Consider the following 12173-nt stretch of genomic DNA (forward strand, 5'->3'; position numbering starts at 1 on the left):
GACGGGTTCAGCGGGTTCGGGCTCGGCCGAAGAGCAGCCGGTCGGTGGCGAGTGTGGCATCCAGGTAGGCGTCGATCCGCGCGGCGTCGGCGGTCTGCGGCAGCGGATCCAGCCCCAGAAGCAGGACCGCCTCTGCGTTGCGTGCGACCAGTTCGGTCCAGGGGCAGCGGGTGGGCAGCCGGAGCCGGCGGGAGACCCCGGGCACGTGCAGCAGCACCTGGTCGCCGACGATCTGCAGGCAGCGCTCCAGCTCCGGAACGACCTCTCGGGCGCCGGTCAGGCCTCCCAGGCTGGCGGACAGCCGCCGCATCCCTGCCTCGGCCGTCTCGGTGGTGCCCGAGCCGGCGGGAGCGCGGGTGATCAGGATGTGTGCGGCCTCATGCCCGTCCGGGCGGGTGTCGGCCCAGGTCCAGGCGGCAAGGGACACCAGCAGCCGCAGATCAGGGGCGGGCGGCGTGAGCAGGACTGTCATGCTGTCGTGCCTCCCGCGGCCTTGAAGCAGCACCAGACGATCTTTCCGGACGGGGCGCGGTCCTGGACTCCCCAGCCGTCGGCGAGCGCGGCCACCAGGATCAGGCCGCGTCCAGAGGTGTCGGTGTCGGCGGTCTGCCGGGCCAAGGGGTGCCGACGGCGGCTGTCGTGCACTTCCATGCGCACGGTTTCCTCCTGGGCGTCGAGCTTGACCAGGAAGCCGTGTCCGGGCACGGTGCCGTGGACCATGGCGTTGGTGGCGAGTTCGGAGACGCAGAGCCGGATGTCTTCGACACGGTCCGGCAAGCCCCAGTCGGTCAGGGCCTCGGAGGTGAAGGATCTTGCCTGGCTGATCGACTCGGGGCGGGCCTCGAAGAACTGTTGGGTCGTCAGGGCCATCGTGGTCCTCGTGACTCGGCGTCCAGGACGCGGGTGGTGCCGGGCTGGCGGTGGCGGACGGGACCGGTGCGGGCAGCGGCGTGGTGCGTGGTCCGGGGCTTGCGGACCAGCAGCAGCCGTGAGCCAGCCGCCTCGATCCGCCGCCTGCGTTCGGCGGCTATGGCCTTCGGTCCCAGGTGCGACATGGCCGGCGCGATCACGCCGTAGACGTCCGGCAGCGCGAGCACGTCCAGCAGCCCGGTGAACGCCGCCGACGCGGCGCCCGCCGCCGTGTCCCGGTCGGTGAAGACGCCCGACAGCTGCAGTTCGTGACTGCGGCAGTACTCGGCGAGCGAGCCGACCAGTGCCTCCTGCCGTGCCGGGGAGACCCGCACCAGCCGCAGAAGGCCGTACACGACCGGGCCGTTGACCTGGCGCTGCTCGGTGAGGGGTTCCATGCTGGGGACCATCCAGAAGGCTCGGCAGAGAAGTGACGCTCTGAGCGTGGCCGCTGCCCAACTCGCCGCCAACCAGCTGTCGTTCTACTTCCGTTCCACTTCCGTCCCGCCGACTGCACGGACCGTGCTTCGATGACGGGTGGAAGGGAGTGACGACGCGTGGCGACGGTGCACCACTGGACTGGCCTGGAGGCCAAGGCCTTGCGGGGCGCTCTGCGCCTGAGCGTGCGGGCCTTCGCCCAGCAGCTGGGCCTGGCCGTCGCGACCGTGTCCAAGTGGGAGAGCAAGCTCACCGACACCGCGCCCCGCCCTGACACCCAGGCCATCCTGGACACCGCCCTCAGCCGCGCGGACGTCGCCGTCCACCTGCGCTTCGAGACGATCCTGTCCGAGATGACCAGCACCGGGCCGAGCGTCGGCCGGCCTCGCATCACCACTTCTGGTCCCAGAGCCTGGGAGTACGAGAGCTGGGCCGACGACCTCGACCGCGTCGTGGTCGCCCTGTCACGGCAGAACTTCACCTTCGCCGACAGCCTCCTGAACCGGTGGCTCACCCGGTTCCAGGCGTCCGAGCTGGACGTGAAGGGCCTGTATCTCTTCGCCCGGTCCACCGCGCTGCTCGGCGACCTTAAACGCGACCAGGGCGCCGTCCTCGGCCCGCTCTCCGCCCGCCGCTCCTACGCCGACGCCCGCGCCATCTTCACCCAGCTCGATATCCCCCGCCGCGTCGCCCAGCTCGACCTCTCCCTCGCGGTCGTCACCGAGATGTCCGGCGAGCTGGAGCTCGCTGCCCGCCACTACGAAACCCTCGCCGTCGACGATCGGCTCTCTCGCCGCGACCGCGCCCGCGCGAGGCTGTGGGTGGGCACCTCGCTCAGCAAGGACGGCCAGCACGACTACGCGACCCGTGTCATGCAGGCCGCCACCCGCGACTTCGAAGACCTGACCGAACCGGACGACTGGTCGGTCGCCCACCAGAAACTCGCCCTGGCCCGACGCGGCGCCGGCGACCTCACCCAGGCCCTGCACTTCATCGACATCGCCCGCAGCAGCGGCACCATCGAGTCACCGATGCAACGCGTGCGACTGGACACCGCCCATGGCCACATCCTGCTCTCCGATCCGGCGACCCGGGATGATGGACACCTCGTCCTCGACCAGGCCGCCAGGCAGGCCGCGCAGTACGGACTCGTGCACCAACTGCACAGCATCGAGGGCATCAGGGCCATGAGCGAGGGGCCGACCGGCCCCCGGCAACGGTGACCAGGGAGAACACACGCGTGAGCAACGACCAGCAGGCCATCACCGAGGACCAGTGGCGCCGGGCCAAGCTGATCTGGGACTACCACCAGATGCACCACGAGCTGCGGCCCGCCGACGCGGCGATCGGACTGGGCAGCCACGACCTCGGCGTCGCCACGCACTCCGCCGAGCTGTACCGCGCCGGTCTCTTCCCCACCCTGGTGTTCACCGGCGGCAACAGCCCCACCACCGCCAACGTCTTCCCCCGCGGCGAGGCCGTCCACTTCCGCGAGCACGCCATCGAGCTCGGCGTCCCCGCCGAGGCGATCCTGCTCGAGCCGAACGCGGCGAACACCGGGCAGAACATCACCCTCTCCCGCGAGGTCCTCGCCGCCGCCGGCATCCGCCCCGCGACGGTGCTGCTGGTCTCCAAGCCCTACATGGAACGGCGGTCGTTCGCGACCGCCCGCAAGCTGTGGCCCGACGTCGACATCCGGTGCGCATCGGAGCCGCTGGAGTTCGACGACTACCTGAAGTCCATCGGCGACGAGAAGCTCGTGCTGGACATGCTCGTCGGCGACCTCCAGCGGGTCATCGAGTACCCGAAGCTCGGATTCGCCATCGCCCAGGAGGTCCCGGAGGACGTGCATGCCGCGTACGAGTCCCTCATCCGCGACGGCTTCACCAGCCGCCTCATCGCGTGAGCTGCCCGCGCTGGGCGGGTTGTGCGCGATCCATCAGCCGAACATCTTTCCCCGGCTGAGCACGCTGGCCAAGCTGTTCGCGGCGGACACCTGGATCGACCTGGACGACGTCCAGTTCACCCGCCGCGACTACCAGCACCGGGCCCGTCTCGCCGACCTCGACGACCCGGCCCGCCAGCGGTGGCTGACCATCCCCACCCACCTGCCCAGCGGGCGCTCCACACTCATCCGGGACGCGCTGATCGACGATCCAGTTCTCGCACGCCGCAGGACCGAAGGCATGCTGCGTCAGCACTACGGGAACAGCCCCCACTGGCCGGCCCTCGCCCAGGCACTGGCTCCGGCGCTGGACGCCTTCGCCACCGAACGGACCGCGATCGTCGCCGAGACGTCCACCCGTCTCCTGCTGGACCTGCTCGGCTGGCGCGGGCAGATCCTGACCAGCAGCGATCTACCCGCCCGGCCGGGCCGCTCCCAGCGGCTCGCCGACCTGGCCGCCGCGACCGGTGCCCGCACGTACCTGTGCGGAACGGGCGGCATGACCTACCTCGACCCCGCTCCGTTCAAGGCACAGGACATCGCCGTTGTGCCGTTCCGACCGCCGGCGACCGGGATCTGGTCCACCGGCCGGCGGGTCAGCGCCCTGTGGGCGCTGGCGGCGCTCGGTCCGCAGGCCGTGGCCGCCCGCTGCCGCGCACTCGCCGCGGCGCCCGAGGCCATGCTGGAGGCATGACCCGGCCGCTGTGCCCGAGCGGCGTCCCCCTGTCCGGTCAAGGAGGAGGCACCCTCTGGCTCTGGGCGACTCGGTTCACACGAGATTCGCCGCGGCGGGGCTCCGACGGCCTTGTCGTTGTTCCGTGCAGGCCATGTCATTGGTCGAACTCAACAGTCCCCTGCAAACGCTCCAGGGCGTGTCACGCACGGTCAGCCCCGGACGTGCCGAACCCCCGGCACCCGGCCGTCAGTCGAAGCTCACGATCATCCCGCTCGCCTTCCGTGATGCAGCCGAGGCTGTTGACAGGCTTCACCGGCATCACAAACGGCCGACCGGCCACAAGTTCAGCCTCGGTGTACTCGACGACGCTGGAACGCTTCGTGGCGCTGCGATTGTGGGCCGCCCTGTGGCCCGTTGTTTCGATGACGGGTGGCAGCTTGAAGTGACCCGAGTGGCTACCGATGGCACTCCCAACGCCTGCAGCACCCTGTACGGGGCCGCATGGCGTACCGCGTCGGCTGCCGGCTACCTACGGCTCATCACCTACACCCAGGACGGCGAGTCGGGCGCCAGTCTGCGTGCCGTCGGCTGGAAGCAGGTTGCGGCGCTTCGGCCCCGTGCAGGATGGGGCACCCCCTCACGTCCGCGCAGGGATCGAGGCACAGATCAGGTCGCACGGATCTTGTGGGAGCAGTCGCGATCAGGGGCTGCGGCTCTGCCAGCGCTGGCCGAGCTGCGTAACGAAATCCGGAACGAAATCCTCTGTGAGGGCCCCGGGTGCGGGCAACCGTTCCCGCTGCGCCCCGGTCCTGGACGCCCTGCCCGCTTCTGCTCGACGACGTGTCGGGTCCGTGCGCACCGCGCCGCCAAGGCTGCGGTCTGACCGGTCGGCTCGTCACTCGTACAGGCTCGTGCCCTGTCCAGTCCAGCCGCGGCGTCACAGAGGACAGTCGCCTTCCCCCCTGCGACGCCGATTCGCCGAAGTATGCCCCGGTCCGCTTCTTCCCTGTTCAGTGCGCTCCAACGAGACCGCGCCGGTGGAGAGCGCGGCCGGGGATCACGGGGAGCGACATGAGCACGGGGACGGTCAGGCAGGCTTACGGAGCACGTTGGACGCCGCCTCAGCCTGCCCTGCTTCCCACTTGGCTGCAGCGCCAGGAACGCTTCACCCGCTCGAACATCTGCCTTGAGGAACTGGGCATGGCCATCCGCCAGGGTGGCTGGTCCGTCCTTCCCGTCCCGGATGTGCCGAACCTGGGCGCCTGCGATACCGCCGATTGGGCGGCGAAGGTGCTGGCCAGCCAGGAGTCCCTGCGGCTGGAGCAGGCTCGCACCTACTCCTTCGGGTCGAACGCCACCGGCATGGCCGTAGCAGCGGCGGCCGGGTCACCTCCGAAGGAGAAGATCACCGCGACTCGGCTCCCCAGCCCTTCAGGCTTGATCGTGTTCGCTGATCCGATCGGCCACCACTCCGAGCCCGTGATGGCGGCTGACGGCCGCGTGGTGGAGCTGCACACCCCGATCGTCGCCGCTTCCTGGTCCCTGTGGGGTCGCGAGCAGATGGAACACCTCGGCCCCGAGCATCCCATCGCGTGGCTTTGCCGGGAAGAAACCGGGGAACCCGCCCGCCTTCCTCAGACGATGCAGGCGATATGGGTCACCTTCTACTCCGCGCGGCCGGGCGACATCCCGGACCTTCCCGACGAGGCTCCGGTCGCCATGATGAACGGGGTGCCGGTGACGGCCGCGATGGCCCGGGCCCGCGACGCACTGTTCTCCCGCGAGTACACCGACCTGTGGGGGCCTCTGCGATGGCATGATGAGGCGCTGCTGCCGATCGGGGAGCGCTTCGAGGAACAGCCCCAGCCAGGCCCTCACGACTGGGCCAGTGTGCTCTACACCGCATGGCAGATGATGCAGCAGCGCACAGGGGTGACCCAGCTCGTCGACATCAAGCGTCACAACGTGCTGCCGCCCTCGGCGCGGAAGAAGGCGAAGGCGAAGGCGCGGCAGTCAGGCCTGGGACCGGCCGTCGGTGACGGCGTCGTGCACGTCGTCGACCTCACCCGCGCCCGTCGACCGGCCAAGGCCGAAGCTGACCGGGACGCGGCGGCCTCCGACGGTCGACGGAAGGTGGAGTGGAAGTACCGCTGGAAGGTGCCGCCGCACCGGCGCATGACGTGCATGAATCCGCGTCTGCACCATGACATGCAGGACACCGAGCTCAAGTACCACGAGCACCGAGAGGACCTGTTCCCGGAGGTGACGAAAGGACCGGAGGGCAAGCCTCTTCGGACCCAGGGCGGGACGACCTACACCTACGAGGTTTCCCAGTAACACCCATCCGGCGCCGCACGCCGAGCGCGACAGAACAGATCGGCCAGAACCGCTGCAACGGATATGCCGATCACCCCGCGAGACGCGGCCGCCCCGACACAGGGGCGGCCGCTTCATCGTGGGGCGCGTCTTGGGCGCCGACTCGGACCTGTCCGGGCACGAAGGGAACGGTGCCCGCCTTCAGGGTCTCAGTGCACGGCGGGTCGTGGCCGCCATGACGACGGCCATGAGCACGGGGAGGTAGAGGGCAGTCGGCAGAGAGGTCCAGGAGGCGAGCGCGCCGATCAAGGCCGGCCCCGCGAGGAGACCGAGATATCCGGTGGCCGCGACCGTGCCGACAGCACGTGGCCCTCCGCGGCCGGCGGCGGAAATCAAGGAGGGGACGGCGGTAGACAGCCCCAGCCCCACTGCGGCCCATCCGGCCATGGCTATCGGAATCGAGTTGGAGGCCACCCCGATCGCCAGGCCTACGGCTCCGAGTCCGGCACCGATTCTGACCACGGTGACGTGCCCGTAACGGGCCAGCATCCTGTCCCCGCACAGCCGCCCAACCGCCATCGCAGCGCTGTAGACCGCGAAGGCGGCGGCGGCGAGGGTTTCCGATCCACCCAGGTCCTTGATGTGTACGGCGGACCAGTCGACGGCGGCGCCTTCACAGAGCAGGCAGGCCGCCGCGAGGGCACCCAGAAGCCACAGGCTGCGCCGGGGAAGCGCGGCTTCGTCTTCATCGTCGGGTGACGCGCCGGCGGGGGCGTCGAGGTGGCCTGCAGCCCGGACCGTGCGGCCGGAGGTGACCGCCGCCAGGGAGACCAGGATGCCGACAGCAGCGAACAGCAGGTCGTGCGGCAGCCATGCGGTCACCGCTGTCAGCGCGGCTCCGAGGAGCGCGCCGGCGCTGTAGGCACAGTGGAACCCGGACATGATCGGACGCTCGTAAGCCCGTTCGCACGTGACTGCAGAGGCGTTGGCTCCGACATCGAGCAGTCCGTGGAAGGCCCCGAACACCGCGGCGGCGAGCGACAGCGTGAGGAGCGAGCGCCCCTGCCCCAAGAGGACCAGGGAGAAGCCGAAGCCAACAGCGGGAAGGACCAGCAGGCGGGATGATCCGAGCCGGTCAGCGATGCGGCCGCCGATCAGGAGGCCTCCCACCATCCCGGCAGCGGCCGAGAGAAGAACTACGGCTAGGCCACCGGACTGGAGATCAGCAGCGGCGCGAACGGCGGGCATCCGGGCGCCCCATACGGCCATGACCACGCCCAGAGTGGCGAAGTATCCGATCAGGAGCAGCCGAGACCGCTTCGTCGAAGGGGCCACGCGGGCCGTGGAGGTCGCGGTGGTTGTCACCTGCGGCCTCCGTGCTCTCGGCCATGCGGCCGCGCTCCGTCACCGGCACACGGCGGGTCCTGGTGTGGTGCGAGTACGGCCGCTCGAGCTGGTGCTGACGGCTGGGCATGCCGGCAGTGTCCGCGAGCGGGACCGCTGGCACGCGGATCGGGGGCTGGAGAGCTTGGTGCGGGGTGGATTGGCTGTCGCATGACGGGATGGTGGGCCGTGAACCGGACACCCTCGTCGAGCACTTCCTTCGCCGTCCACGCAGTCCTCGCCGACAAGCCTCCACTCATGGGTGCTGCCCGGTCTCGCGGTGGTTGGGACACCAGCGGGAGGACCGTTCAGACTGACTGCGCTGCTCCGGTCATCGGATGCGGCGTGGGCCGAGACCTGTTCGGGAGATTCTTCATGCTGTCGCTGGTGCCGTACGTGCCGCCGATCGCTCGTGACGCGGGGAGTTGTGTGTGCGGTGTGTCGCGCTGGGTCTTCGAAGAGGTTCTATGCCAGTCCTGTCGGAACACAGCAGTGGAGGAGCATGGCGGGCGCCTCACCCGGCTGTTGGCGGACATCTCGTACGACTACCGCGACATTCGCCTGACGTGGTCGGCTGCTGGGGAGAGTCCGGAATCGTTCAACCCGCGGGTTCTGTTCATGGCTCCCGACGTCACAGACCCTGACCGGGGCAAGATCCAGTTGCGCTGGTTCCACTACTGGGCGGACGACATGCTGGTGGCCGCCTGCGCCGCCGGGGCCAGTGACGAGGAGATCCTGGCGCTCGCGGTCGCTCAGGCTCACTACGCCATCGGCACGCTCGCCGTCCACGAGGTGGGCGAATGGTTCACCTACCGCAGGAAGCAGGTCTTTCCGCCGCACCGTTCCGATCCTGGCTTCCCGGCTGACGAAGAGAACGGCCCGGACGGCAACGGAGCAGTGGTGCTGTGGCTCGCGTACGACCACCAGAACGGCACGGCACGTACGCCGGGAGCCGTTGCAGTACCGGCCGGCGGCTGGAAGCCGTACCTGACCGACATCGGGACCCTGCCCGGCCAGAGGCTCGACGCCGACGATTCCGGCATCACGGTGGAAGGCCCAGGTGACGCCCCAGCTACTCGGTTCTCCTGGGCCGATGTGACTGCAGCCTCCTCCCCCGGCGCCGAGGATGACCGGTCGAGAATCCTGCACGCCCTGCATCAGAGCATCGTGTCCTCCGAACTCAGTGTGGTCGCCCGGCATCTACTCGTACGGGGCCAGCCTGTGCTCGCGCCAGCGCCCGGCTCGGGGGGCTCAGGACTGACCTGGCGGTTCCATCTCACCTACGACGGATGACCAGGCGCTTCCGGATGTTGAACGGACTGCCCCGGGCACAGTTCTGCAACTCCACCGGTAACCCCGTCGACCCGACGGCCGAGAGGATTTCGCCAGGCCTCGGCGTCGAGAGCGCTCGAGATCAGACTGGGCCCACGATCCGCGATCCACGCTCCTGTGCGATCCTCCCCTCTTCGACCACTCCAGGAGTCGTTAGCCATGGCCCTTGAGGCAGACCGCACCCTCCTCAGTCCTGAGCAGCCGCTCGACGACGAGGCCGAGCACGATCAACGAGTCCGCGCGCACCTGGCCAGGCTGGCCAACGCTCGCGGTCTGTCGGTCGACGAGGTCCTGGAGGCGTTGAATGCGACCCTGGCGTCCGGGCAACCGTTGATCACAGATCCTGAGCACGACGGCGAGGCTGCCCCTGGGCTTCCGAGCAGTCGAAAGGGGGGCACGGTCACCCAGCAGCGGCCGGCGGGCCCGGTCTGGGGCGTGACGTCAGTGGATTACCAAGGGCCGCCGGTCGCTCAGCGCAGCCCCTGCGCGGGTACGGAGCGGTGCCCCTGGCGGCGGGACGCGGTTCCGGGCGCTTTTCCCGCGGAGGCCTTCCGTCTTTCAGCTCCGACGTCCTACCCGGACAGTGACCGCCGATTCGGCTGCCACTCCTCGTCTGCTGAAGCGCCGCGGGTTTGTGCTGGGTGGCTGCTGCGCGGCGCCTCGGGGAACCAGCAGGTGCTGAAACTGCTGGAGGCCGGGCTCATTCAGGTGCCGACGTTGCCTGCCGGGGTCGAGTTGTACGACGACTACGCGGAGATGGCCGTGGCCAACGGTGTCGCGGAGGGCGACCCGACGCTCGCCCCGATTCTTCGGGGCCGGTCGCAAATGTGCGCAGACAACGAGACGCTGCCAGGAGGGGACGTGGCTGCCGAGGGCAAGCAGAACCGGCGTTCGGGCGGTGCCGGGTGACCGCCGATGCCAACCAGTCGAGCACTGCGGCGTCTGACACGCTCCAGGAGTGGATAGCCCGCTACCGACAGCTGCCGCTCGGGGACGAATCATGGGTCTACACCAGCTTCGCGGAGCTCGTCGTCCACCACGGGCAGGCATACGAGCCGGCTGCCTGGCCCATGCCGGACGCCCAGCATCCCAGGCGCTGCTTTCACGTCGCCCGCCGGTGGGCCGAGGAGGCCGGGTGGACGTACGTGGAAGGCTTCGTGCTCGTTCCGTCGGAGATCCCGTTCAGCGGCTTCGAGCATGGCGCCTGACGGCCGAAGGCAGGGTGGCCGATCCGGCGCTGCCAGACGGGTGGGCCACGGCCTACTTCGGAGTCCCGCTCTCTGACCGCTTCTGCCGGGAGCAGCGGGCGCTGCGCGGGACGGATGCGGTTCTGACCCTCGATCCGGTCAAGTTCTGGGAAGGGGCGAACACGACCATCCTTCGCCAGGGACTGCCCTCGTATGCCGTAAGCCTCACCGAGCGCACCGCCTGACCGTCGTCGTTCCCGCGATGCGTGGCTTCCCGCTTCTGCCCCTCGACCGTCAACCTGCGGAGGTTCGCACAGCGGCGTCCACGTGCTTCCGGAGGCTGTCCGCTTCACGAGGCAGGCTGCGCTCGTCTTGACCACCAGGACAGCGTCCACCGCGGACCAGCCGCGGCAGCGCTTCGTAGGTGCCCGGCTCCCCCGAGCCTGCACCTTTCTGTCCCGAGCGGACCGATCGGAGAGCAGCCATGCCCCAGCTTCCCTACGAGACGATCACCCTGCGAGTCCTCCTCCCGCACGACCTGGACCGGACTGTAGCGGCACTGTCCGGCCGCACTTACGACGCCCGCACGGCCGCCGGCGGCGAGTTCCAGGTCCACGGCAACCTGCACGACGCCAAGACCACCCGCCTGTGGATGGCCCGAGGGGGCCCCGCTCCCCGCCCGCAGGTGCTGCTGAACGGGCTCGCACACGAGGGCCTGATCGAGGACGGTGACTACCGGATCAAGGGATAGCGGGAGGCAGGATTCGCCGCTGCTCCGGCCCGGTCGGCAAGGACGCTTCACTCCCTCCGAGTACCCCGTCCCTCAGAGCGAAGGAACCTCATCCCCATGACTCGGCAGACGCCCACCCACATCGAGCACACCACCCTGAACCCGAGGGCCCGCGGGGCTCACGACCTCGTTCGCCAGGTCGAGGAAGGGCAGCTCGACGTGGACCCTCCCTACCAGCGGGGCAGTGTCTGGACGGAGGACCAGCGAGTGGCACTCGTCCGTTCCTGGATGATCGGCCTGCCCGCTGGCGTGATCATCATCAGCGATCGCGACAACCCGAACTGGGCCGCAGCCACGGAAGACGTGTACAAGGCCGGGGCGGCGGTATGGGCGGCCGTCGACGGGAAGCAGCGGATCCTGACAGCGAAGCTGTGGTTCACCGATCAGTTCGCTGTTCCCGCCTCCTGGTTCGACCCGGCGGTCGTGGAGCAGACCGAGCTCACCGAGGATGGCCCCTACGTCCGCTATGGCGGGCTGAGCCAGCCTAGGCGGCTCAAGTTCGACCGCCGCGCTCAGTTCCAAGTCGCCGAGTTCCGGACGGCCGGAACGATCCATGACGAGGCCGCCATGTACCTGCTCGTCAACGGCGGCGGCACGCCCCACACCGGCCAGGAGATGCAGCACGCCCGGGAGATCGCCGAGAAGAAGCCGTAGGTCCTCCGGCCCGAACTGCGCATTGAGGCCATGTGGCCCGCAGCAGGGCCCTAGGGTTGCGGCCATGGAAGCGACCGCCCCGGCTGAGGCCCTGCTGCTCGTCACCGCCAGCACGGTGCCGGGAACCGACGTGGGCAATCTCGGCCAGCGCCTCGCCGACACCGTGGTCCACCTGCCCGGCCCCGCGGCCGCCGTCGTCGGGAGAAGCACCGTTCCGAAGGACATCGCTTCATGGGCTGCTGAGATAGGAGAGCGCCAAGGCATGGCCGGTGCGGCCGCCGATCTGGTGATGTACTTCGCGCGCCTGTGGTTCCGCCCCAGCCCAGACCTGCCGGCCGATGTGGTCGCAGTCGCTATCGCATGCCGTCAGGTGTGGGAAACCCATCTTCGCGATGTCGAACTGTCCGGCCTTACCGACGTGGTGTGCTTGCCCGCGCCTGATGCGGACGCGTGGCTCCGAGGCGCATCGGGTTGCACCTCGCTCGCCAGGACCGCCGGCGCTCCTCCAGGCTTGATTCCCGAGAACGGCGCGTAACACGGGCG

At 69.5% G+C, this 12173-nt stretch carries 15 protein-coding genes; 11 read left to right on the top strand and 4 right to left on the bottom strand.

Annotation, left to right across the window (positions count from 1 at the left end; translation table 11 throughout):
* Nucleotides 1–7: 7 nt before the first annotated feature.
* Genes ABT170_RS14660 through ABT170_RS14670 form a run of 3 tightly spaced genes read right to left on the bottom strand, consistent with a single transcriptional unit; the run spans nt 8 to nt 1307 of the window.
* Complete coding sequence (locus ABT170_RS14660; RefSeq protein WP_351867335.1) at nt 8–472, bottom strand: hypothetical protein; 465 nt, start codon at nt 470–472, stop codon at nt 8–10.
* Complete coding sequence (locus ABT170_RS14665) at nt 469–870, bottom strand: ATP-binding protein (protein WP_351867338.1); 402 nt, start codon at nt 868–870, stop codon at nt 469–471. Before ABT170_RS14665 ends, ABT170_RS14660 begins: the two co-directional genes overlap by 4 nt.
* Nucleotides 861–1307 (bottom strand): hypothetical protein, encoded by a 447-nt coding sequence (locus tag ABT170_RS14670; protein ID WP_007490484.1) that lies wholly within the window; start codon nt 1305–1307, stop codon nt 861–863. The genes ABT170_RS14665 and ABT170_RS14670 overlap by 10 nt, the downstream gene beginning before the upstream one ends.
* 159 nt (nt 1308–1466) lie before the next feature.
* Between ABT170_RS14670 and ABT170_RS14675 the strand changes: the two genes are divergently transcribed.
* The 5 genes from ABT170_RS14675 to ABT170_RS14695 all read left to right on the top strand — a co-directional run bounded on the left by ABT170_RS14675 (nt 1467) and on the right by ABT170_RS14695 (nt 6305).
* A complete protein-coding gene (locus ABT170_RS14675) occupies nt 1467–2570 on the top strand; it encodes a helix-turn-helix domain-containing protein (protein ID WP_351867341.1) in 1104 nt (367 codons plus the stop codon).
* A 17-nt stretch (nt 2571–2587) separates the two neighbouring features.
* Nucleotides 2588–3253, top strand: coding sequence for a YdcF family protein (locus ABT170_RS14680; protein WP_351867343.1), 666 nt, complete (start codon nt 2588–2590; stop codon nt 3251–3253).
* A gap of 19 nt (nt 3254–3272) precedes the next feature.
* Nucleotides 3273–3986 (top strand): WbqC family protein, encoded by a 714-nt coding sequence (locus tag ABT170_RS14685; protein WP_351867346.1) that lies wholly within the window; start codon nt 3273–3275, stop codon nt 3984–3986.
* Between the two features lie 133 nt (nt 3987–4119).
* Nucleotides 4120–4851, top strand: a complete 732-nt coding sequence (locus ABT170_RS14690) for an XF1762 family protein (protein WP_502970519.1) — start codon at nt 4120–4122, stop codon at nt 4849–4851.
* A gap of 317 nt (nt 4852–5168) precedes the next feature.
* On the top strand, nt 5169–6305 hold the full coding sequence (locus ABT170_RS14695; RefSeq protein ID WP_351867349.1) for a hypothetical protein: 1137 nt from the start codon (nt 5169–5171) through the stop codon (nt 6303–6305).
* A 180-nt stretch (nt 6306–6485) separates the two neighbouring features.
* Here the strand turns inward: ABT170_RS14695 and ABT170_RS14700 are convergent, their stop codons facing one another.
* Nucleotides 6486–7649, bottom strand: coding sequence for an MFS transporter (locus ABT170_RS14700; protein WP_351867352.1), 1164 nt, complete (start codon nt 7647–7649; stop codon nt 6486–6488).
* Nucleotides 7650–8042: 393 nt separating this feature from the next.
* On the opposite strand from ABT170_RS14700, the gene ABT170_RS14705 reads away from it, so the two are divergent.
* The 6 genes from ABT170_RS14705 to ABT170_RS14730 all read left to right on the top strand — a co-directional run bounded on the left by ABT170_RS14705 (nt 8043) and on the right by ABT170_RS14730 (nt 12165).
* Entirely contained in the window at nt 8043–8960 is a 918-nt protein-coding gene (locus ABT170_RS14705) for a hypothetical protein (protein ID WP_351867355.1), read from the top strand.
* Nucleotides 8961–9158: 198 nt separating this feature from the next.
* Nucleotides 9159–9908, top strand: a complete 750-nt coding sequence (locus tag ABT170_RS14710) for a DUF6283 family protein (RefSeq protein WP_351867358.1) — start codon at nt 9159–9161, stop codon at nt 9906–9908.
* Entirely contained in the window at nt 9905–10207 is a 303-nt protein-coding gene (locus tag ABT170_RS14715) for a hypothetical protein (RefSeq protein WP_351867361.1), read from the top strand. Before ABT170_RS14710 ends, ABT170_RS14715 begins: the two co-directional genes overlap by 4 nt.
* A gap of 463 nt (nt 10208–10670) precedes the next feature.
* Entirely contained in the window at nt 10671–10937 is a 267-nt protein-coding gene (locus ABT170_RS14720) for a hypothetical protein (RefSeq protein ID WP_351867364.1), read from the top strand.
* Nucleotides 10938–11033: 96 nt separating this feature from the next.
* Entirely contained in the window at nt 11034–11630 is a 597-nt protein-coding gene (locus ABT170_RS14725) for a DUF262 domain-containing protein (RefSeq protein ID WP_351867367.1), read from the top strand.
* Nucleotides 11631–11694: 64 nt separating this feature from the next.
* On the top strand, nt 11695–12165 hold the full coding sequence (locus ABT170_RS14730) for a hypothetical protein (RefSeq protein WP_351867370.1): 471 nt from the start codon (nt 11695–11697) through the stop codon (nt 12163–12165).
* Nucleotides 12166–12173: the final 8 nt, after the last annotated feature.

This window comes from Streptomyces sp. NPDC001787 (assembly GCF_040297465.1).
GTDB lineage: Bacteria > Actinomycetota > Actinomycetes > Streptomycetales > Streptomycetaceae > Streptomyces.